Consider the following 23,455-nt stretch of genomic DNA (forward strand, 5'->3'; position numbering starts at 1 on the left):
TGTGCTTGATCTGTATCAACGATAAGCGGGCTAAGAAAAAGGCAACAACTGATGATATGGGTGCTTTTCATATTTTTGGGATTGATTTTTTTTCGGCTTTTTGGCGGCCAATGGGCAGGCAAAGCTGCGTGAAAAACAACTTGGCACTCTCGCTTCTGTGCCGAATTTCAAGCCTGATGTTCAATATGCTTCCCCAGACGGATCCACCGTTCTTGGATTCGATATTACAACTGAGCAGTTTATTATAGCGGGATGGAATCGCCCGTTACAGCTGTTCCGCTTTGCGGACTTAGTGGACGTCGCTATTGAGAAGGATGGAACCTTAATTCAGAAGACGAATAGAGGGAGCCAAGTCTTCGGGGCAACAGCAGGTGCACTCCTTCTTGGGCCGGTTGGTCTTGTTATGGGCGGAGTGACTGGCTCAAAACGATCCGAGGAGCGGATTAGAAAACTGTCACTAAAGATTTATGTAAATGATTTGGGGCAGCCACTTCATGAAATTGTATTTTTTAGCCACCCTTCTGGCGTTGATCCAAACAGCTTCTTGTTAGCACCTTCCTATCGTCAAGCAGAGGAGTGGTTTGGACGTTTTCGTAACGTTCAACTGCATAACCAAGGACTCCTTGGTGCTAAAGAAGCCATCAGCTTACCGGTAAAGTCAACTGACTTAAGTCTTTCCGTCAACGGCGAGTAGGCAAGCCCATTTCAAAGGAGCCAGCCACCCAAGCCGCCACTCACCTCACCTTGCCACTCCACATCATGCTGCGGCTTCATCATGCGCGGGAACAAGTCGGCGAGCGCCCACACGAGCGCATCGACGCGGTCGGCCGCGCCGTCCCCCTCGATGCCGAACGGCGTGAACTGCACCATCTGATCTTCGAGCGTCGGGAACGCGCCCACATGGCTCACGCGGCCCTGCGCATACAGCGCGGCGATCGGCTCCGCGCGCACGGTCTTGCCACGGGTCGCGCGAACCGCCCGGATCGGCAGCCCGCCACGCACCGCGCGCAGCACCGTTTCCACCATCGCGCCGCCCTGGTTTATCTCGACCACCACGGCGTCTGCTTCGTACCTGTCGAAGCCCGCGACGGCTTTTTGAGCCCAGCCCATTGGCCCTTGTCGGTTGGAGAGATCGTCAAGGACGTAGCCGCGACCGTCTTCGCCGAGGCCACAGACGACAATCCCAGTTTCTGAAGTCTTATCACCCGCCCCGCTTGGGCGCGCCGCGGGGTCGATCCCCACCACAACACGGTCAAACCGGGGAAGCGGAGTTCCCCGAGCAATGCGGTGCTGATCCAGCATAAATCGCGTCCAAAGAGCGCCAGCAACGTCGTCCAAGAGTTCTGCATTGATTTCCTGCCTCCCGAGTCTTGTGCCTTCGTAACTTCTAACAATCGTATTAAAGTAATTTTGCGCCAGATTAGCGCGATTGTCATACGTGCTGCCGCGCGTCAAGACGACGCCATGACCCTCCTTGGCGAGGAATTCGCGAATAATCGCAATGGGGCGTGGCGTCGTGGTCACAATCTGGCGCGGATCGTCGCCGAGCCGGAGACCGAACTGCAACATGTCCCACGTTTCGCGTGCATAACGCCACTTCGCGAGTTCGTCGCACCACGCTGCGTCATGCTGCGGGCCGCGCAACTGATCCGGCTCGGTCGCATTGTAGAGCATCGCAATCGCGCCGTTCGGCCAGGTGAGGCGACGCTTCGACGGCTCGAACTTCGGACGAAAGCCGCGCGGATGGATGGCGAGAAGGCCGCTCGGCCCCTCCACGATCACGTCACGCGCATCCGCAGCCGTCTCCGCCACGAGCGCGAAACGTGAATAGCGCCCGGCCGCGAGCGGCGTCGGCCCGCAGATGCACGCGCGCACCCACTCGGCGCCCGTGCGCGTCTTGCCCGCGCCGCGTCCCGCCAGGATCAGCCACGTGTGCCAGTCGCCCGGCGGTTCGCGCTGTTCGGATCTGGCCCAGAAGGCCCAATCAAACCTGAGGCTTTTCAGTTCCCTTTGCGTCAGTTGCGAGAGGAAGTCCGACCTCCGCTCCGGTGTCAGCGATGCGAGAAAGCTTGCGCTCCATTTCCTCGCGGAGTTGCTCGGCATTCACGCTGTCCTCCGGGTTTTCCTCGCGCGCTGGCGGAAGCTTGTCGCGGAAGCGCTTGCGGAAACGGTTGCGCATCTGAAGCGCCCAACCCCCGGCATTCCACGTGCGCATGAACTGGCCTTTGCGCCCGGCGGCGAGCCACCATGCGTATTCGAGTTCCTTGGCTCGGATCATTGCATCGTGAAACTCGTGATGTGCCTTGGTCCAGGCGGTGAGCGTCTTCACACTGACATGGAGCGCGGCGGCGATTTCGGCCTTGCAGCAACCCTCGGCGGCGAGTTCCAGCACGCGATCGCAGTAGGCCGCGTTGTAAAGCGTCGGACGTCCGCGACCTCGCGGTCGCAAGACTTCGAGATCGGTGCCCATAGGACCTCGTAAGAGATGACGGGAATTTTTCAGAGAAGTGGCAGACTTGTCTGGAACGGCGGACTTCAGCGTTCCCATTTGCGCTTGGCATCATCTGCAAGCGTTCTGCGACTATATGAATTGATAGTGGAAGTCACCGTCGCGGGACAAGATCCCAACCGGACCCCACCCCGCGCTTCTCAATTCGTGCCTAACAAATGCTGAAGAGGCTATCCGCCGTCAGAAGATCGAGACGAAAGCCCAGAACAGGCTCGCCGCCAGCAGGATCGACATCGGCAACGTCAGCACCCACGCCATCAGCAGATTGCGGATCGTGGACCACTGGAGCCCCGACCGGTTCGCCGCCATGGTGCCGGCCACGCCGGACGACAGCACATGCGTCGTCGAGACCGGCAGACCGTAGCGATCCGCCGCGAAGATCGTCGCCATAGCCACGATTTCCGCGCTGGCACCTTGCGCATAAGTGAGATGCTGTTTGCCGATCTTTTCGCCGACGGTGACGACGATGCGCTTCCAGCCGATCATCGTGCCAAGGCCCAGCGCGATGGCCACCGATATTTTCACCCACAGCGGGATGAAGCGCGTGGCCTCGTCCACCAGCGACTTGTACTCCTGAAGGAGCCGCGTTTGCTCGGCGGTGAGCGCGAGCGACTTGTCCTTCAGGACGAACCGAAGCGCTTCCGAAGCGAGATACATGTCGTTTCGCACGTTCGCCACCGCGGTGCCGGGCACGGCGGCAACGGACCCATACTCCTGCACCTGATTGGCGATGAGCGTGATGAGTTCGCCTACTGCCGGCAAGGTGTTTTGATCGATTTGATGCAGCGAAATCGCCGTGGAGATGAGCGGACGCGGATCGCCACCGATCTGCCGGTTCTGCGTCTTTTCACTGATGATCGCAGCGACGTGGCGCGAAGTCTGGATGAACTCTTGGGCAAGATCGGGACTCGGCGCCTTGTTGAGGGCGTAGGCGGTGGGCACGGTGCCGATCAGGATAAGCATGATCAGGCCCATGCCCTTCTGGCCATCGTTGGAGCCGTGCGCGAACGACACGCCGGTGCAGGTGAGGATCAGAAGCCCGCGTATCCACACCGGCGGCGGCTCCTTGCCTTTCGGCTCCTGATAAAGCGCGGGATTTCGGATCATGGCCTTGGCCGAGAGAAGCAGCAGCCCCGCCGCAACGAATCCGACGACCGGCGAGAGCAGCAACGCGTAGCCGATTTCGGTCGCCTTCGACCAGTCGACGCCGGACGTGCCGTCCTGGCCATGCAATATCGCGTTCGCGACACCGACGCCGATGATAGAGCCGATCAGCGTATGCGACGAGGAAGACGGCAGGCCGAAATACCACGTGCTCAAATTCCAGATGATGGCCGCTATGAGGAGCGCGAACACCATGGCGAAGCCCGCCTCTGAGCCGACTTGCAGGATCAATTCGACGGGCAGGAGCGACACGATGCCGAACGCCACGGCGCCGCTCGAAAAGAGAACGCCGAGAAAGTTGAAGAAACCGGACCAGACGACGGCGAATTGCGCCGGCAACGAATGCGTGTAGATCACGGTCGCTACCGCATTCGCCGTGTCGTGAAAGCCGTTCACGAACTCGAAGCCGAGCGCGATCAGCAGCGCCACGCCGAGCAGCATGAACGGAAGATAGGTTTCGACCTGAACGCCCGCGTTTTCGACATCCGAATAGATGCTGAACGCCGTGTAGAGAAGGCCGCCCGCCAGCAGCAGCGAAAAAATGATGCCCGCACCCGGCCCCGAGTTGACATCCAGATCGGGCTTCGGCGATCCGGCCTTTTGCGGCTCGGTCTGCGGTAACGGTACGGCAATATCGGACATCTGGACATGGCTCCCGGACAGGATTTAAGCGAAGTCTCCGGTGGCCCTGTGACACTTGGATGAAACGGGGATGCTAGTTTAGGTTGTGGTTAATCCATGACTTCGCGCGCACCGGCTTGCGCCTCCCCCTTGCCAAATCGGTCGCGGCTTGCAACCTTCCCCCCTCGCATCCGGTTGGGATTCGCGGCGCTTCGTCGGCGCGGCGGAAGGGGAGAAGGATGACCAAGCACAGCGCAACGGCGACACGCGATCTTTTCGGCGAAGGCATCGAGCCGGAAAAGCCAAAGGCGGGCGGGGGCGCGGCGCGTGGCCCGTCGCCTGCCGAAAGCTACACCGCCGCCGATATCGAGGTACTGGAAGGGCTGGAGCCTGTTCGTCGGCGGCCCGGCATGTACATCGGCGGCACGGACGAGAAGGCGATGCATCACCTCTTCGCGGAGGTGATCGACAACGCCATGGACGAGGCCGTGGCCGGATTCGCGAGCTTCATCGAAGTGTCGCTCAACGCCGACGGCACACTTTCGGTTGCCGATAACGGGCGCGGCATTCCGATCGACCCACATCCGAAATATCCCGGCAAGTCCGCGCTCGAAGTCATCATGACGACGCTGCATTCGGGCGGCAAGTTCAACTCGAAGGTTTACTCGACCAGTGGCGGCCTGCACGGTGTCGGCATTTCGGTGGTGAATGCGCTTGCCGAGCAACTCGAAGTCGAAGTCGCGCGAAACGGCAAGCTCTACAGGCAAACCTTCGCGCGCGGCTTGCCGACTTCGAGGCTGGAAGAAATCGGCGCTGTGAGAAACCGGCGCGGCACGACGGTGCGCTTCCACCCCGACCCCGAGATTTTCAAGGAGCGCGCGACGTTCCGCCCGATCCGCATCTTCAAGATGGCGCGCGCGAAGGCTTATCTCTTCGGCGGCGTGGAAATCCGCTGGACCTGCGCGCCGGAGCTTCTGAAAGGCGATGCCGACGTGCCTGAGAAGGCCGTCTTTCATTTCCCCGGCGGCCTCCGCGACTTCCTCTCCTCGCGCATCGAGAAGATGACGACCGTCACGAAGGATGTGTTCTCCGGGCGCGTCCAGAAGGAAGGCGGACATGGCAGCGTCGAATGGGCCATCGCCTGGATCGCGGATGACGACGGCTTCATGCAGTCCTACTGCAACACGGTGCCGACGCCCGAAGGCGGCACGCACGAGCAGGGCCTGCGCGCGGCGCTTACGAAGTCTCTGCGCGCTTATGGCGAACTGACGAATAACAAGCGCGCCGCGCAGGTCACGGCGGACGACGTTTTTGTCGCCTCGGGCGCGATGCTCTCCGTCTTCTTCCGTGAGCCGGAATTTCAGGGACAGACAAAGGACAGGCTGTCCTCGGCAGAGGCTGCGCGTATCGTCGAGAACACGGTGAAGGATGCGTTCGATCACTGGCTGACCGCATCGCCGCAGCAGGCGAACGGCCTTATGGAATTCATCATCGAGCGCGCGGAGGAGCGCCTTCGGAAGCGGAAAGAGAAGGAAACGCAGCGTCAGAAAGCGACGCGCAGGCTGAGGCTGCCCGGCAAGCTCGCGGACTGCTCGAAGAACGCGAAGGACGATACTGAAATCTTCATCGTCGAGGGCGATTCGGCTGGCGGCTCGGCGAAGCAGGCGCGCGACCGCGCTACGCAGGCCATTCTGCCGTTACGCGGCAAGATCCTGAACGTGGCCAGCGCGTCGCGCGACAAGCTCGCGCAAAACCAGCTTCTTTCGGACCTGACGCTTGCGCTCGGCTGCGGCACCGGCAAGCATTACAACGACACCGACCTCCGCTACGACCGCGTCATCATCATGACCGACGCGGATGTCGATGGCGCGCATATTGCTTCGCTGCTCATCACGTTTTTCTATCGCCAGATGCCGGATCTGATCCGTAATGGCCACCTTTTCCTCGCTGTGCCGCCCCTCTACCGTCTCAGTCAGGGCGGTAAGACGGCCTATGCGCGCGATGACGCGCATCTCGCGGAGCTGAAGCGCACCGTTTTCAACGGACGCGGCAAGCTCGAAGTCAGCCGCTTCAAGGGCCTCGGCGAGATGATGCCCGCGCAGTTGAAAGAGACGACGATGGACCGCAAGAAGCGCATGATGCTCCGCGTCGAGATCGCGGGACGCGGCGGGGATCTGAACGGCCTCGATACAAAAGCGGAAGAGACGGCGGCGGCCGAGGTTGTCGAGCAATTGATGGGGAACAAGCCGGAAGCGCGCTTTCGTTTCATTCAGGATCGCGCCGCCTTCGCGGAGCCGGAAGCGCTGGACATCTGACCGCTTCCAATCCGCGCGATTGCGCCGTCAGTTGCTAAAGACCGGGCCAGGCGAAACTGGTGTTCGCGAACATGCTTTTCGCTTTGGGCTGGCGCTTAGAGATGCGGGGCGCGGCTGAACGCTTCGCCTTGGCCGCGTTCGTGCGAGCTGGTTGCTTCGACTTCTGAGCGCGGTGCGAGACCGCCGACCGGCCTGGCACCCGATCCCCTCCAACTCGCGGGCGTGCCCATGGCGGGAGATAGCCGTCCGCCTGAACAGGCAGCTTTGCGTCGCGGCTTTCATCCGGGTGATCGCCGGCGACCGTCGCCCCTGTGACCGCAACGGTTTGCATGTTGAGCGAAGGTCGCGTGTCGGCTGATTTCTCGTCACGCTTCGCGGCCTGCAGGGCAGCCAGAAGCGCCTGCGTCGGCTTGGGCGCCTTCGTCCCACTGAAACGCCGAGCCGCGGCGCGAACCTTCTTCGTCCAGCCCTTCGGGACCGGCCCCTGATACAACCCGAGCCGCGAAAGCTCCTTGCCGATCGCCTGAATCAGTTCAACTCGCGTCGGCGGTACGGTGACTGGGGTGCCTGCCGCCTCCCTTGTCACGAGGATTGGCCCCGCATCGGCCGTCGATCCCGGCGGCTGCGGCGCCGAAGCCGCCTTTTCTTCCCGAGCCGATGTAGACGTATCCCTTACCGCCGATGGCGCTGCTGTCCGTTGCGCGTGCGCATCGGTAGACAGAGCGGTCGCTCTGAGCGGTCGCGGCGGCCCGGAGCGGAACTGATCCGCCAGCATCGGCAGTCCGATCAAAGCAGCGACGCTGCAAAGAACCAAAGCAAGGGGGCGCATTCAGAAAACTCCTCAACGCGAGTTCATGGCCGAAATCAGTTCAACAGGGCCTCCGGGATTCGATCCTGATACGGCGGACATAATCTTCGGTTGCGAGTCGGGGTATCGCAACCCCTTTCACCAGCCGATGGCAAATTTCAGTGAATAGAGTAGCAGTAATCAACATAAAGGTTCTCGATGGCAACGAGGCCACTAGATCTTGTGGAAGAAAATTAATCCTCGCTTAACACTTAACGAATCACTAAAGCTGAGGGCGGGGGCCTAATAAGCGTTTGATCTTGAAGCCGGAAAAGACTGCGGACCAGCGGCGGATCGCAGCCTTTGCGAGAGGATTCTCGTATCGGCACAGTCAGGCGCGCACGGAAAAGTGACTTCTGCCGGGTCTTATCGGCGCGTCTTTGCGGGGCGTGCCGCCCGGGATTTTGTGTCACGTCAGACCGACAGAATTCGCTGGCCCCCTAGCAATGGCGCCGCCAGCGGAGCGGCGCCCCATACGGGGGCAAGGCATGAGACACGTACTCGGTGTAGCAGGCGTTATGGCGGCGGCGATCCTTCTCATCGTCTCCGCCGCGATGAACTGGAAATTCGGATATACGCTCGGCAAGTCCGAGTTCGAGTCGCAGCTCTATGGCGGAGCGAGCGCTGCGGCTGACTGTTTCAAGGCATTGCTGCCATTCTTCATCTTCGCGGCGCTGCGCAACCGCAGTTATAGCCAGGCGCTTGGCGGCGCTCTTCTGTTCGTCGTGTGCTTTTCCTATTCGCTCTCGTCCTCGCTGGGCTTTGCGGCGCTCAATCGCGCGGACACCACCAGCCAGCGCGTGCTGAAGGTCGAGACGCATGCGGATCTTCGCGCCGACCTCGAACGAGCACGCACCGCCCTGGCCGCGCTGCCGGAGCATCGGCCCACCGGTACGGTCGCCGGTGAAATCGAGGCGTTCAAGCAGAATGGCCGCTGGATCTCGAGCGGTGAATGCGCGAACGCCACGGCGGCGAAAAGCATGGCTTATTGCGAGAGCTACTTCAAACTGAAGGCTGAACATGCCGTCGCGGAACAGGCTGACAAGCTCGACGCAAAGGTTGCGCAATTGCGCACCGAGCTTGGCGATCTCACTTCAGAGGCGGCGACCAAGGTCAGCGATCCGCAGAGCCAGATGCTGGCGGGGCTTACCGGCTACAAGACCGAAGACGTGCAGACGGCGCTGACGGTCCTGATCGCGCTTCTTGTGGAGCTTGGCGCAAGCCTGGGATTCTACACTGCCTTTTCTTACTGGCGCATCTTTGACGTTAAGGGCCTGCCCGCGCCAGAGCCCGTTCGTGTCGCTGTGCCGATGCAAGCCTTCGCCCCGACGCAGCGTCTGCCCGCGCTGGTTTTCGATGAAGATGTCGAGTTGAAGCCCGCACAGCCCAAGACAGACGCGGAGCTTTATTTCGAAGAGCGCGTCGGTCGAGAAAACGGCTCCAGCGTCACGGCGCTCGCACTCTACGACGATTACTGCCAGTGGTGCGAGGCGAAGGGTAAGCAGCCGCTTGGCCTGCCGATCTTTACACGTCGCTTCAGCGATCTCGGCGTGCAGAAGGCGAAGGTCGCCGGGCGCATCCGATATATGGATGTGCGCCTGCTGTTTTCGGCGTCGGACGACGACGGCTTGCGCGAGCTTTCGGCGGTTTCGTGAAGCTGCCGTGAGATACATGAAAAGGCCGGGCAAACGCCCGGCCTTTTTTATTGCCGAGATTGAGCGAACCTCGCCGGCCGTCGCGCCGAGCGTTGCCTTCAGACGAACAGCTTGCCGCGCATCACGAGGCGCGCGAAACCGCCGATGCGGACACGTTTGAGCTTGCGCGACGCCACCTCGATTTCGAGCTTGATTTCGCTCGGACGCCCCATCTCGATACCCTGTTCTATCGCGAATTCGGACGTGCCCTCGGGCAGGATGTCGAACCGATGGATCACCGCGGAGAAGGCGGCGGCCGCAGATCCTGTCGCCGGGTCTTCCGATACGCCCAATGAGGGGGCAAACATGCGAGCGTGAAATGCCGCGTTGTGCTGGAAGGTTTCGCGGCAATAGAGATAGACCTTGCCGCCGGAGCCGTGGAAAGCCTCTTCCCAATGGTGCGCCACGATATGGGCGCGGCTCATCGCCGAGAGGTCGCGCACGGGCACGAAGGTAAAAGGAATTCCCGCGTCGTATTGCGATGGCTTGTGATTGGCGAATCCGATTTCGCCCGGCGCAAGGCCCAGCGATGCCGCGATGCGATCGTCATGAGCGGGAGCACCGGAAAGCTCGGGTAGTCTCGGCACGTCGAATTCCGCGTAAGGCGCGCGCCCGCGTCTGCCGACGACGCCGACCCGGATGCTGCCGATCTCCTCTTCCAGCACGATCAGCGCATCGCAATCGGCGGCGGCCCCGGAAATCCGGTCATCCGCGAGCTGGATCGCCACACCTACGGTCGGATGCCCGGCGAAGGGAAGCTCGGCGGCTGGAGTGAAGATACGCACATGGGCTGTATGTGCGGGCAATCGCGGCGGCAGCACGAAGACGGTTTCGGACAGATTGAATTCGCGCGCAATGGCCTGCATCTGCTCGCTTGAAAGCTCTCCCGCGTCGAGAACGATGGCCAGCGGATTGCCCGACAGCGCCGAGCTGGTGAACACGTCCCACACTGCATATCGCCGTTCCATCAACCCGTCCTTGATGACGCTCTGTCCAAGTTTCGAGCGAGAATAATCCATTTGGCGGGGGCGTGCGACCGGAAAAGCTGAATGTTTCGAAGGTGCCAGGCAAAGGAGAGTGAAACGTCATGTCACGTCCTGCACGGCGGGGTGGCCATTCGACAACGGGAGTCGCGCCCCACACTACCAGGCTGCAAAGTGGCGCCAACTCCCGGCAAGGTAGCAACGCCAGGGATGAGGGGTAGGCGCTTTGCCAACTGCTGTTGCCGTTATGCCACCAAAACCTGTGCGCGAAATCACCGTGTACGGAGCGCTATACCACTATTATTTAACGCCTTTATGGTTATAATTCCTCGGGTCTTCTGGCATATTATGCATGAACGGCTTACCCGCAGCTTGTTGCACCGCACTACCTCGGCGACTAGTATCCCCCCATCGAATGAAAAGCAGGCACTGCCTAGGGCTGGTGGTGTCACGTGTGCTTTCATACGTTGACAACACAGAAGACTAGATGGGGATCTTGAGATGAAACTTCTTTCCGGCATCGCGGGCCTGACGCTTGCCAGCGTCGTGGCTATCGCCTCTGCAAATTCGGCTGACCTCTATCGCGGCCAGGCTGGCGGTTACAAGGACGGCCCGATGATCGCTCCGGTTTCGAGCTGGACCGGCTTCTACGCTGGTATCAACGGCGGCTACGGCTGGGACGACGTCGACGCTGGCACGAACTTTGACGGCGATTTCAACGGCGGCTTCGGCGGCGGTCAAATCGGTTACAACTGGCAGGGCGCAAGCCCGTTCGTGATCGGTATCGAAGCTGACCTCCAGGGTTCAGGAATTGGCGTTGACGGCGTGTTCGCTCGAAACGACGAATTCAATCTGAACTATTTTGGCACGGTTCGCGGTCGTCTCGGCTACGCGATGGGCAACACGCTCGTCTACGCCACGGGCGGTTTCGCTTACGGCGAACTTGAATACAAGGATGGCGCTTACTCCAAGAGCGAAAGCCAGACTGGTTGGGTTCTCGGCGGCGGTCTTGAGCACAAGTTCACGCAGAACATCTCGGGCAAGGTCGAATATCAGTACCTTGCTTTCGATGACGAGAAGTTCGGCAACTACGAGACCGACATCGGCCTCAACACGATCCGCGTCGGCCTGAACTACCACTTCGGTTCCACGGGCTACGAGCCCCTGAAGTAGGCTTCGGCTTCTTCCTGAATTGCGAGAGCGGCGCCTTCGGGCGCCGCTTTTTTATGCCTTGCGCGGCGTTTTTTTCAAAGGGCCCGTCCCCTGACGCGTCGGTTACCGACAACAAGCCTTCTTCGCTCCAAGCGCCGCGGTTCCGGCCGCCCAGACCTTGAGCGCATGGGGGCTTGCGAAGTGGGGCGTCTCGTAGAGACTCCCAAAAACGGAGCAGAAATTTTTGCGTGACTTTTCGGGCGCCTACGCACCGCCCTGCTGATTCTCGGATCGGCTATGCCGACTTCCACCAAAAAAAGGTGATGATAAGTTAGCCTTTCGAATTTAGCCTAGACGGAACTGCAAGCCTCCAGCCCGTGTTAACAAAACGGCATGCAGAGAGAGGAAGGCGTTCATGGTATTTCGGATCGGAACCGAAAAAGGGCTCCCGGCACCGTTCTTCAAAGAAGCGGTGCTACCTTGGATAAAAAGAAGCCGCCCCAAACTTTCGTCGGGACGGCGCTTTGCGAAATATACCGAAGCCAGCGCGCCTCAGCCCCCAGCGGCAACACCAAGCTCGAACTGGCCGGCAACCGCGATACGGCCACGCCAAAGCTGGCACCAATCGTAACCGTTGCGGAGACCCATCTCGTTCCATAGCGTGCGCAGAGACTTCACGAGGTGCTCCATCTGGGCTTCGTTGTGCAACGGCCCAGGTGTGAGACGGATGCGCTCCGTTCCGCGCGACACGGTCGGGTAGTTGATCGGCTGCACGTAGATACCGAAGCGCTCCAGCAACTGGTCGGTAAGCTGTTTGCACTGCACCGGATCGCCGACGAGCACTGGAACGATGTGGCTCGGCGTATGCATTACGGGGAGATTTTCGAGCGCAAGGCGTTCCTTCAGAAGCGCAGCGTTGAGCTGATGCTTTTCGCGCTCCACGTTGCTCTGCTTGAGGTGCCGGACGCTGGCGATAGCGCCCGCGCAGATGACCGGAGCAAGCGATGTCGAGAAGATGAAGCCCGGAGCGTAGGATCGGATCGCGTCGATGACCTTCGCCGTGGAGGCGATATACCCGCCCATCAGGCCGTAGCCCTTCGCAAGCGTGGCTTCGATGATGTCGATGCGGTGCATCGCATTGTCGCGCTCGCAGACGCCAGCGCCGTGATCGCCATACATGCCCACCGCGTGGACTTCATCGATGTATGTGAACGCGTTGTACTTTTCCGCGAGGTCGCAGATTTCGTTGATCGGCGCGATGTCGCCGTCCATCGAGTAGACGGATTCGAATGCGATGATCTTCGGCGTGTCGTTGTCATATTCCTGAAGCAGAGTTTCGAGATGCTCCAGATCGTTATGACGCCAGACGCGCTTCGGGCCGCCACCGTGGCGAATGCCCTCGATCATCGAGTTGTGGTTCTTCTCGTCGGAGAAGATCACCGCGCCCTTCAGGATCTTGACGAGCGTCGAGAGCGTTGCGTCGTTCGACACGTAGCCCGAGGTGAAGAGCAGCGCTGCTTCCTTGCCATGCAGCGCAGCCAGTTCACGTTCGAGTTCCACGTGATAATGCGTGGTCCCGGAGATGTTGCGTGTGCCGCCCGACCCGGCGCCGACCGTGTCGATCGCCTCATGCATCGCGGCAAGAACAGACGGATGCTGCCCCATGCCGAGATAATCGTTCGAGCACCAGACGGTGATCGGCTTCGTTCCTTCGGGAGTGTGATGGACCGCGCACGGGAAGTCCCCACGGCGTCTTAGAATATCGGCAAAAACACGGTATCGGCCCTCGGCGGTCAAGGCTTCGAGAGCTTCGCCAAACTTCCCCTGATAGTCCATGTAGCGTTCCTCGTTGGCGGGAATCGGCGCTCGCACGGATGCGCCTTGGAGCGGAAGAGCCAACTACCTGGTTCGCTGGCAGGATTTCCGCCCTGCTGGGGCAGATAATTGCGCGAACTCAAGCAGAAGTCTACCACTTAGAAGGCTTACAAACTGACGCACGTCAATTTTTTATGACATTAGTGGCTGTCAACGCAACCTGACAGTGGAAGCGTCACAAACAGATCAACCGTGACGGGCATTTGCCGGCGATTGCGCGGCCCCGCCGGTTCTCATCAGGCCAACGAAGCGCTTGAAGAGGTAGTGGCTATCCTGCGGACCCGGAGACGCCTCGGGGTGGTACTGGACGGAGAAAACAGGGCGGTTGCGCAGGCGTATGCCGCAATTGCTGCCGTCGAACAAGGACACGTGCGTTTCCTCGACATCGGTCGGCAGGCTCGCGCGGTCGACTGCGAAACCGTGATTCATGGAGGTGATCTCAACCTTGCCGGTTGTGTAGTCCATAACGGGATGGTTCGAGCCGTGATGGCCGTGCGGCATCTTGATGGTGCGGGCGCCGAGCGCCAAGCCGAGCAATTGATGGCCGAGGCAGATGCCGAAGAGCGGTACCCCTGAGCCGACCACGTCGCGGATGATGGGAATGGCATATTCGCCGGTGGCGGCAGGATCGCCGGGGCCGTTCGACAGGAAGACGCCGTCCGGATTGCGGTCAAGAATTTCCTGTGCCGTCGCATAGGCGGGTACCACCGTGACGCGGCAACCGGCGGAGGCGAGGCAGCGCAGGATGTTGCGCTTGATGCCGTAGTCGACGGCGACGACATGAAAGAGCGGATTTTGCTGCTCGGCGAAGCCCTCGTCCCAGACCCAGCGCTGCTCTGTCCAGTTGTAGCTCTGCGTCGTGGTGACGGCGCGGGCGAGTTCCGCGCCTTCCATCGACGGGCACGCACGCGCTTTCGCCTTCAGCGCGTCGAAGTCGAACACGCCGTTGGAATGATGGGCGATGACCGCATTCGGCATGCCCGCCTCGCGGATCAAGATGGTGAGCGCGCGCGTATCGACGCCCGCGATGCCGACGATGCCGCGCGCACGAAGCCACTGGTCGAGGTTCTGGCGCGCGCGGTAATTCGACGGCGTGGTGATCCCGGCCTGAAGGACGCAGCCGAGCACACCGGACGACGCCGCAAGGTTCGTCGTCTCGATGTCGTCGGGGTTGGTGCCGACATTGCCGATGTGCGGGAAGGTGAACGTGATGATCTGGCCCGCGTAGGACGGATCGGTGAGAATTTCCTGATAACCTGAAATGGCGGTGTTGAAGCACACCTCGCCTTCCGCCTGCCCCTCCGCCCCGACGCCATGGCCTTGAATGATCGTTCCGTTCGCCAGAACGAGAGCGGCTGTGTACGGGCGTTCCGCCCATGCAGCACTGCCGGCGGGGTCGATAAGAGACATGGCGTGTTCCTGATTGTTCCGCGCGAGGTTTAATGCGGCGCGCGCCGCCTTACAACCGCGAATTTGATCGAAAGTACTACCTCAGGCGCGGCCTTATCGCGTGGGAACCGGAACTTCGCCGCGATAATCGTAAAATCCGCGCTGGGTTTTGCGCCCGAGCCACCCGGCTTCGACATATTTGACGAGCAGCGGGCACGGCCGATATTTGGTATCCGCCAAGCCTTCGTACAACACCTGCATCACCGACAGGCACGTGTCGAGGCCGATGAAATCGGCGAGCTGAAGCGGCCCCATCGGGTGACGCGCGCCGAGGCGCATCGCGAGGTCGATGGCTTCTACGGATCCGACGCCTTCGTAAAGCGTGTAGACCGCCTCGTTCACCATCGGCAGAAGAATGCGGTTCACGATGAAAGCCGGAAAATCTTCCGCGACGGTGACGGTCTTGTTGAGCGTTTCAACGAAGTGCCGCGCCGTGTGGAATGTCGATTCGTCGGTCGCGATGCCGCGGATCATTTCCACGAGTTCCATCACCGGAACCGGGTTCATGAAGTGAAGCCCGATGAACTGCTCGGGCCGGTCGGTGACGGCGGCCAGCCGCGTGATGGAAATGGAAGACGTATTGCTGCCGATAAGCGTATGCGGCTTCAACTGCGGACAAAGCGCGATGAGGATCTTGCGCTTGACGTCCTCATCTTCGGTGGCGGCCTCGATCACGAGGTCGGCCTCGTTGAACGCGTCCACGGCGGGTGCGTAACGGATGCGGGCGAGGGCGCTGTCGCGGTCTTCTTCCGTGATTTTGCCGCGATGCACCTGACGGCTCATATTGCCGTTCATGGTGGCGAGCGCGGTTTCCACGCGCTCCCTGCTGATGTCGTGCAGCAGCACGTTGTAGCCGGACAGAGAGACGACATGGGCGATGCCGTTGCCCATCTGTCCCGCGCCGATAATACCTACCGTCTTGATGGCGACAGGCTCGCGCCCCTTTGCGTGGTTTACGAACGGATTTCCACGAGAGGCAGTCGTTGCAATGTGGGACATCGTCAGCTCTGGTTTGGCGTTATTTACGACTATCGAGAGCCGCTTCGATCTCGGGCAGGATCTGGAAGAGATCGCCTACAAGGCCGTAATCCGCAACCTGAAAGATAGGCGCTTCCTCGTCCTTGTTGATGGCGACGATCACTTTTGAATCCTTCATGCCAGCCAGGTGCTGGATGGCTCCCGAAATACCGACGGCGATATAAAGTTCCGGGGCGACGACCTTGCCGGTTTGTCCGACCTGAAAGTCGCCCGGGATGAAACCTGCGTCCACCGCCGCGCGGCTGGCGCCGACGGCGGCGCCGAGCTTGTCCGCGATCCGCTCGATGAGCTTGAAATTGTCGGCGGATCCAAGGCCGCGACCGCCGGAAACCACCACCTTCGCGGCGGTGAGATCGGGGCGCGCGGACTGCGAAATGTCCTCGCTCACGAATTGCGAAAGCGCGCTTGGCGCGGGCGCGTCGATCTTTTCGATGGCGGCTGACCCGCCCTCGGGCGCGGCCGCGAACGCGGTCGTGCGGATCGTCAGCACCTTCTTCGGCGCGGCGACTTCCACGGTCTGGATCGCGTTGCCCGCATAGATCGGGCGCTCGAACTGCGTCGGGGACAGGATCGCCGTCGCTTCCGAAATCTGCGGCACGTCGAGGAGCGCGGCGACACGAGGCGCGAAATTCTTGCCGGTGGTCGACGCCACGACGACGAGCGCATCGTAATTCGCCATCAGCGGCACGACCAGCGCCGCAAGATCTTCAGCGAGATGAGCGCCGAGAGACGGTGCGTCGGCGACAAGCACCTTGTCCACGCCTTCCAGCGACGCGGCCTTCTGCGCGACGGCATCGACGCCCGCGCCTGCGACGAGCACATGGACGGGCGTGCCGAGCGCCTTCGCGGCGGTGAGCGCCTTCGCGGTCGCTCCGTTAAGCGTCTTGTTATTATGTTCGGCGACGAGAAGAACGGCCATTATTGCAACACTCCCGCTTCGGTGCGCAGCTTGTCGACGAGTTCGGCAGCAGTCTTGAGTTTGACGCCAGCCTTGCGCGTGGGCGGCTCGGCCGTTTTCAGCACCTTCACCTTCGGCTCGATGTCGATGCCGAGCGAAGCGGCGTCGATTTCTTCGAGCGGCTTCTTCTTCGCCTTCATGATGTTCGGCAGCGACGCGTAGCGAGGCTGATTGATGCGAAGGTCGACTGTGACGATGGCGGGCAGGCGCAGCGCGAGCGTCTGCAAACCGCCGTCCACTTCCCGGACAACTTCGACGGTTTCGCCTTGCGGGGTGACCTTGAATGCGAATGTCGCCTGCGGCCAGTTCAGAAGCGCGGCGAGCATCTGCCCGGTCTGGTTGGAATCGTCGTCGATGGCTTGCTTGCCGAGGATCACAAGGCCCGGCTTTTCCTTTTCGACGGCGGATTTCAGAATTTTTGCGACTGCGAGCGGCTCGACTGGCAGATCCGTCTTGTAAAGTATCGCGCGATCCGCGCCCATGGCGAGTGCCGTGCGAAGCGTCTCCTGCGCCTTGGCGGGACCGATCGACACGGCGATCACTTCCTCGGCATGCCCGGCTTCCTTCAGACGGATCGCTTCCTCGACCGCGATTTCGTCGAACGGATTCATCGACATCTTGACGTTGATGGTATCGACGCCGCTTCCATCGGGCTTCACGCGGATCTTGACGTTGTAGTCAACTACCCGTTTGACGGGGACAATTATCTTCATATGGAACATGCCCTGATTTTTCTTGTCCGCCAATTATGCTGCGCCGCAGCGCCGGGTCAACATTGGTTGCATCCTACTTACGTCGTTGCGAGTACCCCCCAAAGGTATTTCGCACTTGCGAAAGAGTCAATGGACCCTCCCTTAAACATTTATTATCGCGCCGTTAAATGAAGCCGCGAGTCACACGCCCGTTGCCGAATCGAACAAAGGCACGCCGCGCCGCTTCATGACGACGATCAGGAGAGCGCCGGTGAAGAACCCCCCGATATGCGCCCACCAGGCCGTTCCGTGATTGGTGAGGTAGAGCGCGGAAACGACCTGGTAGACGATCCACACGCCGATCACGGCGCCCGCGGAAAAGCGAAGCGGCAGGAACGGGATGACGGGATTCTGGAAAAGAACCCATACCCTTATGTTCGGATGCAGCATGAGATAGGCGCCGATGACGCCCGCGATCGCGCCGCTCGCGCCGATCAGCGGTACATCCGGCGTCGTCGTCACGACGCTGTGAATCACCCCCGCCGCAACCCCGCAAACGACATAGAAAAAGAAGAAGCGCACATGGCCCAGCGCGTCCTCGACGTTGTCGCCGAAGACGAAGAGAAAGATCATGTTGCCGAAAAGATGGAGGATGCCGCCGTGGAGGAACATATAGGTCACAAGCCGGAACTGGTCCGGCATGTGATCGACGAACGCGCTCACCGTTTCCACATCGCGCGGCTTGAGTGCCAGCGCGTCGACGAAGCTCGCGGGAGATGAAAGCACCAGATGCGTTTCGAAGATGAAGTAGATGAGGCAATTCAGTACGATAAGGCCGATGGTGACATACTGAAATTTAACCCTTTTAAGCTGGTTCATATCCCAGAGTGGCACAAACATCGACTTGCCCGATCAATTCTTCCAAACGAAGTGCTTCAGGAAGCAGCGTGCTGCTTCCACAGAAAATCGTTCTCGCCTCTTCCGTTCACGAAGCGGCTCGCCACGAAAAGGTGATCGGACAGACGGTTCAGATAAGCGAGGATATCGTCGCTCACCGGCTCCCCCTGCACGTCCTTCAATTCGACGATGCGGCGCTCGGCACGGCGGCAGATGCTGCGCGCCAGATGCAGCGCGGCCGCGCCTTCGGTGCCTCCCGGCAGGATGAAAGCACTGAGCGGCGGCAATTCGGCGGACAGCGTTGCGATTTCGCGTTCGAGGCGGGCAACCTGCTCCGCCTTCAGCCGCTGGGGCGCGGCGTCGTCGGCGGCCTCCAGATCCGCGCCGATGTCGAAGAGGTCGTTCTGCACGCGTTCAAGCATTTCGGCGATGGCCCTCTGGTCGGCCGGCAGCTTGAGGCGCGCGACGCCGATGGCGGCGTTCGTCTCGTCGACGGCGCCATAGGCTTCAATGCGGATATGCGATTTGGAAAGGCGCACGCCGTTCGCCAGAGTGGTCTTCCCGCCGTCGCCTGCCTTGGTGGAAATGCTCGTCATGCCATCACCTTTTGCCACTGGAGCGAGGCTTCAGGGATAGCACACTTAGAACTTGTAGCCTAGACGAACACCGGCATTTGTAAGCCCCCGATTGGTGTCGCAAAGGCCCGCGTTCGACATGTGATCGATGGTGGCCATGATTTTCCAGTCCGCCGACAACGCGATGCCGAGTGAGGCCGATTCGCGGAAGTTGACATCGCAGCCGTAAGAGGCTTCGGTTCTCGAACTGAGCGGGCCGTCATGCGTAGCGCCACCGAACGACGTTTCGAAAAACACGCGGTCCGTCAGCTTCACGTCCCAGGTCGCGCCCCAATAAAACTGATTGGTCTTGTCGAAAGCAATCGTGCCGCCGATGTGGAGGCGGGGCGTGAGGAAGATATTCAGGATGCTGTTCTCGTACGCTCCCGGAATTCGACCGGTCAGAACCTCGAGGTTGATGGCGGGGCCACCCTCGCCGGGCGCATCGTCGATGGCCTGCTTGAAGCCACCCGCCCGAACTTCATCGATGGCCCAGAACGGATGATTGGCGTCAGTGAAAGCCTCAAGCGCGGCTGCCGGTGCCGAAAATCCCGCGCTCATCGCAGCCGAAGCCACGAGCATGCGCCCGATGCTGAAAATGTGCCCGCCCATTATACTGTCCCCGTGGTCCTGTTCCTTTTTTGATCCTGTCCGACCCTCCTGTCAAACCGGGCGCGAGCTTCGAAATCCGGTTTGCCGATTGCTGTGAGATAATTGACACGAGAACACGCAGGGCGGGTGGGAAAGCTTTGTCAGAGCGTTACAACCGCAACCGGAGGTGTGGGCGCAAAGCGCCGGCACACACCCGGCGCTCATCGATCAAGGCGGCGGTGGGTGAATACGCCACCTCCTGCGCTTCCCAACCGCTCGCGACGCCTGCGCCACCACCAGCTGTTGAGAGCGCGCTCGATATCCTGGAAACCGTTGACGAGTCGAGGGTCGGGGTGGCTTTTGACGCGCGCGCAAACCACGTCGAGGAAAAATCGACGTTCGACAAGCACGGATTGATTGCTCCAATTTCTGTAGCGCGAGTCGGTCACATAGTTGTTGCTCGGCAATTTTCGCACGGCCTTCGGCTGTACCTCTTCCGGTTGACGTTCAAGGAACATCGACGCCGAGCGGAATTTGTCCGGGTTGCCGTATTCCAGCAGCATACGGATACGCCTCGGAAGGGGCGAGCGATGTGGCGCGATGCCGGACACAAATGGCTCAACGGCGCCGAAAAAAGCGAGATATTTTCGGTAGTTGAGCCCCTCTCCTGGCTGACGAAGCGAACGCAACGAAAAGATCTTGATGTCGTGGGCCATCATGTCGGCGATGCAGCTTTCGATGCAGCCAGGCACATCCGCGCCGGGAAGCGGCACGATGTCGTTTTCGAGGATCAGAACATAAGGCTTCGTTGCCCGCTCGGCGATTGCACGGAAGCCGCCATAGATGCCGCCATTCTCCGCCGACCCCGCGAAGTCGACGCCCGCCTCATGCGCGATGGCGCGATCCGTATCGGACAATTCATTGAACCAGACGAAAAACTCGCCGACCCTGTCGATAAGGCCGCTCTCGCGATGACAGGCCAGGGTGTTTCGGATCGTTTCAGGCGCTCGAAAACTGAGCACGCCAACGGAAACGAGCGAGGCCAGGGAAGCACGCGCTTCTGCTGCGGCGCCTCCGGGCACGCGCAGTTCGTCGATAAGGTACATTGGAACCAGCCGGTCAAGTTTAAGCCCGGCAAATTCTTACGCGAGAAGTTGCACCGAAAAAAGACGCTTTTCGTCGATGAAAACCCGCGAGACCTCCCAGCCGCCGTCACCTGCAAGCCGTGCAAAGCCTTCAGGCGTGTATTTATGCGAATTTTCCGTGTGGATTGTTTCGCCGGCCGCAAACGAGAAGGTTCGCCCCGCGACATTCGCGCATTGCCCGGTCAGCGAGCGCAAATGCATCTCGATGCGGTGATGACGCTCGTTCCAGATCGCGGCGTGCTCGAAGGCTCCGAGGTCGAAGGTGCCTTCCAGATCGCGATTGATGCGCGCCAGCAGGTTGAGGTTGAAAGCGGCCGTCACGCCATCGGCGTCGTTATAGGCGGGAAGCAGGATGTCGAGCGGCTTTTGCAGGTCGACGCCGAGCAGAAAGGCGGCGCCGGGGCCGAGCAGTCGGCGCGCCGACAGAAGGAAGTCGACCGCCTCGGGTCTCGAGAAATTTCCGATTGTCGAGCCGGGAAAGAAGCCGACGAGCGGCGAGCCGCCAAGCGGAAGCCGCATGCGTTCCAGATCGTGGAAGCCGCCGAGAACGGGGTAGACATCCACATCGGGAAAGTCTTTCGCGATGCGGCGCGCGGCGGGATAGAGCGCGGCGGCTGAAATCTCGATGGGAACATAGGCGGCGGGCCGGTCCAGCGCGGCAAGCAGCAGTTCCGTCTTGCGGCTGGACCCCGAGCCGAACTCCACCACCATTGCGCGGCCCGGCAGCGCCGCGCCGAACTCGCGCGCGCGCTCCTTCAACAGACCGATTTCCGTGCGCGTGGGATAGTACTCCGGCAGCTTCGCAATGTGCTCGAACAGGTCGGAGCCGCGCGCATCGTAAAGGAAGCGGCTCGGCAGCGATTTGTTGCGAAGCGAAAGGCCGTGAAGCACCGCGTCGAGAAAATCGTCGTCGGGTGCGGGATGCTGCCCATGCGGGGAAAGCGGTTCCAGCATCACGCGTCGCTCGCCAGCCGGAGTCCGGTCATCTGCCAGCGCTGCTGCGGGTAGAAGAAGTTCCGGTAGCTCGGGCGCATGTGCCCGTCCGGCGTCAGCGCGGAGCCGCCGCGCAGCACCATCTGATTGCACATGAACTTGCCGTTGTATTCGCCGAGCGGCCCTTCGAGCGATTTGAAGCCGGGATAGGGAAGGTACGCGCTTGCGGTCCATTGCCACACATCGCCGGACATGGGCGATATGCCGTTCTCTGCGGGCGATGGCACCAGCCGCGCGAAGTCGAATGGCGCAGGCTCCGGCTCGCCGAGCGCCGCGACTTCCCACTCGAACTCCGTGGGAAGCCTCGCGCCCGCCCAGCGCGCGAAGGCGTCGGCCTCGTAGTAGCTGACATGCATCACGGGGCGGGCGGGCTCGGCGGGACGCAGACCGTAGAGCGTCATCTGATGCCAGACATCGCCGACGCGCTCCCAGTAGAGCGGTGCGCGCCAGCCATCGTTTTCGACAGCGGCCCAGCCGTCAGCCAGCCAGAGCGACGGCGTCAGATAGCCGCCCGCTTCCATGAAGGCGAGCCATTCGCCGTTTGTCACCGCGCGGCTGAAGATGCGGAAATCGCGCAGCAGAACCTCGTGCGTGGGGCCTTCATTGTCGTAGGCGAAACCGTCGCCGCGATGGCCGACCATGTGAATGCCCCCTTTCATGGCGCGCCATTCGCCCGCGCCGCCTTCGATCGCGGCAGGTGCCGGGGCTTCGGGGCGATACGCGGGCCGGAGCGGGCTCGCCGCGAACAGCGCGAGGATGTCCGTCAGCATCAATTCCTGATGCTGCTGCTCGTGATTGATGCCGACCTCGACGAGGGAGAGTGCGCCCTCTCGCATCGGCGCCTCGAAAAGCCGCCTGAGGCTTTCATCCACATGCGCGCGATAGGCGATCACCTCGTCGGCGCGCGGCCGTGTCAACAGCCCGCGCCTCGGCCGGGGATGCCGCTCCCCGAGGCTGTTGTAATAGGAATTGAAACAATAGGCGAAGCGCTCGTCGAAGATGCGGTATCCCGGCAGAAACGGCTTCAGCAGCAATTCTTCAAAGAACCACGTCGTATGCGCGAGATGCCATTTCGTCGGGCTGGCGTCATCCATCGCCTGAACCGTCTGGTCCTCGGGCGAAAGCGGGCGGGCGATGTCGAGCGAAAGCGCCCGGGTTGCAAACAGCCTTTCCGAGAGCTTAAGCTGTTGCCGGTCGCTGGCGGCGGTCAACGGAGGATAGTCGTCGAGGGGCATGACTTTGCGCCTTCCTTGGTTTCCTTTGGAGGGTCGTTCTCCGTCGACCGGAGACCTGAGCAACAATTCATCTCCGAAGTGGGTCCATCGTGGCATCAGACCGCGGCCCGGCCGCAATCCCGATCCTCGTTTCGCCCTCCCGCGCGAGGCCCGCGCCCAAGCCGTTGCGCGGAGCGATGCGCCTCATCGAAACGCTTGGCCACGGCGCGCTCACCGAGTTTCCGCTGAAAAGCGGGCGGCGCGCCGACATCCTTTCCATCGGCATGAAAGGCGAGATCTGGATCGTCGAGGTCAAGTCGGGCGTTCCCGATTTCCGCTCCGATCACAAATGGCAGGACTATCTCGAATGGTGCGACCGGTTTTTCTTCGCGGTCGGCCCCGACTTTCCGCAGGAAATCCTGCCGCCTGAAGCGGGCCTCTGCATCTCGGATGAATATGAGGCTGTGATGGTGCGGGAGCCGGAGCTGTGTCCCCTTGCCGCGAGCCGCCGCAAATCGGTCACGCTGCGCTTCGCTTTGCTGGCGGCCCGCCGCCTGTCCGGCCGTGACGATCCGATCTTTCCCGTCTGATCCCTAGGTCACCGACTCGTAAGCCCGCAGCCAGATACGGACTGACGCAAGCTTGACGGATGCGAGGAAATTGTCGTCGCGCTTGTCGTATCGGGTTGCGACGGCGCGGAAATG

21 protein-coding genes and 1 pseudogene are annotated in these 23,455 nt (G+C 61.1%); 5 read left to right on the plus strand and 17 right to left on the minus strand.

Annotation, left to right across the window (positions count from 1 at the left end):
* The first annotated feature begins 100 nt into the window (after positions 1-100).
* Complete coding sequence (locus KKP04_RS08720) at positions 101-694, plus strand: hypothetical protein (RefSeq protein WP_215029498.1); 594 nt, start codon at positions 101-103, stop codon at positions 692-694.
* An 11-nt stretch (positions 695-705) separates the two neighbouring features.
* Here KKP04_RS08720 and KKP04_RS08725 read toward each other — a convergent pair whose 3' ends face one another.
* From KKP04_RS08725 to KKP04_RS08735, 3 genes are all read right to left on the minus strand, one after another.
* Positions 706-2,103, minus strand: a complete 1,398-nt coding sequence (locus tag KKP04_RS08725) for a DNA-packaging protein (RefSeq protein ID WP_215029501.1) — start codon at positions 2,101-2,103, stop codon at positions 706-708.
* Positions 1,985-2,470 carry a hypothetical protein gene (locus KKP04_RS08730; protein ID WP_215029504.1) on the minus strand — a complete coding sequence of 162 codons (486 nt, stop codon included), beginning with the start codon at positions 2,468-2,470 and terminating at the stop codon, positions 1,985-1,987. The genes KKP04_RS08725 and KKP04_RS08730 overlap by 119 nt, the downstream gene beginning before the upstream one ends.
* A 219-nt stretch (positions 2,471-2,689) precedes the next feature.
* Positions 2,690-4,315, minus strand: coding sequence for an inorganic phosphate transporter (locus KKP04_RS08735; RefSeq protein WP_215029507.1), 1,626 nt, complete (start codon positions 4,313-4,315; stop codon positions 2,690-2,692).
* A 218-nt stretch (positions 4,316-4,533) separates the two neighbouring features.
* Here KKP04_RS08735 and parE point away from each other — a divergent pair, with 218 nt between their 5' ends.
* Positions 4,534-6,609 (plus strand): DNA topoisomerase IV subunit B, encoded by a 2,076-nt coding sequence (gene parE, locus KKP04_RS08740; protein ID WP_215029509.1) that lies wholly within the window; start codon positions 4,534-4,536, stop codon positions 6,607-6,609.
* Positions 6,610-6,643: 34 nt separating this feature from the next.
* Here parE and KKP04_RS08745 read toward each other — a convergent pair whose 3' ends face one another.
* Entirely contained in the window at positions 6,644-7,195 is a 552-nt protein-coding gene (locus KKP04_RS08745) for a hypothetical protein (RefSeq protein WP_215029512.1), read from the minus strand.
* A gap of 749 nt (positions 7,196-7,944) precedes the next feature.
* Here KKP04_RS08745 and KKP04_RS08750 point away from each other — a divergent pair.
* Positions 7,945-9,111, plus strand: a complete 1,167-nt coding sequence (locus KKP04_RS08750) for a hypothetical protein (RefSeq protein ID WP_215029515.1) — start codon at positions 7,945-7,947, stop codon at positions 9,109-9,111.
* A 98-nt stretch (positions 9,112-9,209) separates the two neighbouring features.
* Here KKP04_RS08750 and KKP04_RS08755 read toward each other — a convergent pair whose 3' ends face one another.
* Positions 9,210-10,118, minus strand: coding sequence for a PhzF family phenazine biosynthesis protein (locus KKP04_RS08755; RefSeq protein WP_215029517.1), 909 nt, complete (start codon positions 10,116-10,118; stop codon positions 9,210-9,212).
* A 516-nt stretch (positions 10,119-10,634) separates the two neighbouring features.
* Between KKP04_RS08755 and KKP04_RS08760 the strand changes: the two genes are divergently transcribed.
* Positions 10,635-11,306: an outer membrane protein gene (locus tag KKP04_RS08760; protein ID WP_215029520.1), complete on the plus strand. Its 672-nt coding sequence runs from the start codon at positions 10,635-10,637 to the stop codon at positions 11,304-11,306.
* A gap of 531 nt (positions 11,307-11,837) precedes the next feature.
* On the opposite strand, the gene hemA is transcribed toward KKP04_RS08760, so the two are convergent.
* From hemA to egtB, 11 genes are all read right to left on the minus strand, one after another.
* Positions 11,838-13,121 carry a 5-aminolevulinate synthase gene (gene hemA, locus KKP04_RS08765; RefSeq protein WP_215029563.1) on the minus strand — a complete coding sequence of 428 codons (1,284 nt, stop codon included), beginning with the start codon at positions 13,119-13,121 and terminating at the stop codon, positions 11,838-11,840.
* Positions 13,122-13,346: 225 nt separating this feature from the next.
* Positions 13,347-14,570, minus strand: coding sequence for a glutamine-hydrolyzing carbamoyl-phosphate synthase small subunit (gene carA, locus KKP04_RS08770; protein WP_215029523.1), 1,224 nt, complete (start codon positions 14,568-14,570; stop codon positions 13,347-13,349).
* 93 nt (positions 14,571-14,663) lie between these two features.
* A complete protein-coding gene (locus KKP04_RS08775; protein WP_251133993.1) occupies positions 14,664-15,500 on the minus strand; it encodes a 3-hydroxybutyryl-CoA dehydrogenase in 837 nt (278 codons plus the stop codon).
* A gap of 127 nt (positions 15,501-15,627) precedes the next feature.
* Positions 15,628-16,566, minus strand: coding sequence for an electron transfer flavoprotein subunit alpha/FixB family protein (locus KKP04_RS08780; protein ID WP_215029529.1), 939 nt, complete (start codon positions 16,564-16,566; stop codon positions 15,628-15,630).
* Entirely contained in the window at positions 16,566-17,318 is a 753-nt protein-coding gene (locus KKP04_RS08785) for an electron transfer flavoprotein subunit beta/FixA family protein (protein ID WP_215029531.1), read from the minus strand. Before KKP04_RS08785 ends, KKP04_RS08780 begins: the two co-directional genes overlap by 1 nt.
* Before the next feature lie 180 nt (positions 17,319-17,498).
* The gene (locus tag KKP04_RS08790; RefSeq protein WP_215029534.1) at positions 17,499-18,197 is read right to left on the minus strand and encodes a rhomboid family intramembrane serine protease; all 699 of its coding nucleotides are present in this window, start codon (positions 18,195-18,197) and stop codon (positions 17,499-17,501) included.
* Positions 18,198-18,232: 35 nt separating this feature from the next.
* On the minus strand, positions 18,233-18,790 hold the full coding sequence (locus KKP04_RS08795; protein ID WP_215029537.1) for a cob(I)yrinic acid a,c-diamide adenosyltransferase: 558 nt from the start codon (positions 18,788-18,790) through the stop codon (positions 18,233-18,235).
* A gap of 45 nt (positions 18,791-18,835) precedes the next feature.
* The gene (locus KKP04_RS08800; protein ID WP_215029540.1) at positions 18,836-19,420 is read right to left on the minus strand and encodes an acyloxyacyl hydrolase; all 585 of its coding nucleotides are present in this window, start codon (positions 19,418-19,420) and stop codon (positions 18,836-18,838) included.
* A 200-nt stretch (positions 19,421-19,620) separates the two neighbouring features.
* Entirely contained in the window at positions 19,621-20,505 is an 885-nt protein-coding gene (locus tag KKP04_RS08805) for a glycosyltransferase family 2 protein (RefSeq protein WP_215029543.1), read from the minus strand.
* Positions 20,506-20,541: 36 nt separating this feature from the next.
* Complete coding sequence (gene egtD, locus KKP04_RS08810; protein WP_215029565.1) at positions 20,542-21,498, minus strand: L-histidine N(alpha)-methyltransferase; 957 nt, start codon at positions 21,496-21,498, stop codon at positions 20,542-20,544.
* Positions 21,498-22,772 carry an ergothioneine biosynthesis protein EgtB gene (egtB, locus tag KKP04_RS08815; protein ID WP_215029546.1) on the minus strand — a complete coding sequence of 425 codons (1,275 nt, stop codon included), beginning with the start codon at positions 22,770-22,772 and terminating at the stop codon, positions 21,498-21,500. The genes egtD and egtB overlap by 1 nt, the downstream gene beginning before the upstream one ends.
* An 89-nt stretch (positions 22,773-22,861) precedes the next feature.
* Between egtB and KKP04_RS08820 the strand changes: the two genes are divergently transcribed.
* Positions 22,862-23,341 (plus strand): MmcB family DNA repair protein, encoded by a 480-nt coding sequence (locus KKP04_RS08820; protein ID WP_371818742.1) that lies wholly within the window; start codon positions 22,862-22,864, stop codon positions 23,339-23,341.
* A gap of 3 nt (positions 23,342-23,344) precedes the next feature.
* Here KKP04_RS08820 and KKP04_RS08825 read toward each other — a convergent pair.
* Positions 23,345-23,455 (minus strand): annotated as a pseudogene (locus tag KKP04_RS08825) (IS5/IS1182 family transposase); the annotation flags it as partial.

Origin of the sequence: Rhodomicrobium sp. Az07, from assembly GCF_018619475.1 — a bacterium.
Lineage (GTDB): Bacteria > Pseudomonadota > Alphaproteobacteria > Rhizobiales > Rhodomicrobiaceae > Rhodomicrobium.

Bases quoted from the DNA above. Each gene is read 5' to 3' on its own strand.
- KKP04_RS08725 (WP_215029501.1), bottom strand. From the start codon at position 2,103: ATGCCGAGCAACTCCGCGAGGAAATGGAGCGCAAGCTTTCTCGCATCG.
- KKP04_RS08730 (WP_215029504.1), bottom strand. From the start codon at position 2,470: ATGGGCACCGATCTCGAAGTCTTGCGACCGCGAGGTCGCGGACGTCCG.
- KKP04_RS08735 (WP_215029507.1), bottom strand. From the start codon at position 4,315: ATGTCCGATATTGCCGTACCGTTACCGCAGACCGAGCCGCAAAAGGCC.
- parE (WP_215029509.1), top strand. From the start codon at position 4,534: ATGACCAAGCACAGCGCAACGGCGACACGCGATCTTTTCGGCGAAGGC.
- KKP04_RS08750 (WP_215029515.1), top strand. From the start codon at position 7,945: ATGAGACACGTACTCGGTGTAGCAGGCGTTATGGCGGCGGCGATCCTT.
- KKP04_RS08755 (WP_215029517.1), bottom strand. From the start codon at position 10,118: ATGGAACGGCGATATGCAGTGTGGGACGTGTTCACCAGCTCGGCGCTG.
- KKP04_RS08760 (WP_215029520.1), top strand. From the start codon at position 10,635: ATGAAACTTCTTTCCGGCATCGCGGGCCTGACGCTTGCCAGCGTCGTG.
- hemA (WP_215029563.1), bottom strand. From the start codon at position 13,121: ATGGACTATCAGGGGAAGTTTGGCGAAGCTCTCGAAGCCTTGACCGCC.
- carA (WP_215029523.1), bottom strand. From the start codon at position 14,570: ATGTCTCTTATCGACCCCGCCGGCAGTGCTGCATGGGCGGAACGCCCG.
- KKP04_RS08775 (WP_251133993.1), bottom strand. From the start codon at position 15,500: ATGGGCAACGGCATCGCCCATGTCGTCTCTCTGTCCGGCTACAACGTG.
- KKP04_RS08780 (WP_215029529.1), bottom strand. From the start codon at position 16,566: ATGGCCGTTCTTCTCGTCGCCGAACATAATAACAAGACGCTTAACGGA.
- KKP04_RS08785 (WP_215029531.1), bottom strand. From the start codon at position 17,318: ATGAAGATAATTGTCCCCGTCAAACGGGTAGTTGACTACAACGTCAAG.
- KKP04_RS08790 (WP_215029534.1), bottom strand. From the start codon at position 18,197: ATGTTTGTGCCACTCTGGGATATGAACCAGCTTAAAAGGGTTAAATTT.
- KKP04_RS08795 (WP_215029537.1), bottom strand. From the start codon at position 18,790: ATGACGAGCATTTCCACCAAGGCAGGCGACGGCGGGAAGACCACTCTG.
- KKP04_RS08800 (WP_215029540.1), bottom strand. From the start codon at position 19,420: ATGGGCGGGCACATTTTCAGCATCGGGCGCATGCTCGTGGCTTCGGCT.
- KKP04_RS08805 (WP_215029543.1), bottom strand. From the start codon at position 20,505: ATGTACCTTATCGACGAACTGCGCGTGCCCGGAGGCGCCGCAGCAGAA.
- egtD (WP_215029565.1), bottom strand. From the start codon at position 21,498: ATGCTGGAACCGCTTTCCCCGCATGGGCAGCATCCCGCACCCGACGAC.
- egtB (WP_215029546.1), bottom strand. From the start codon at position 22,772: ATGCCCCTCGACGACTATCCTCCGTTGACCGCCGCCAGCGACCGGCAA.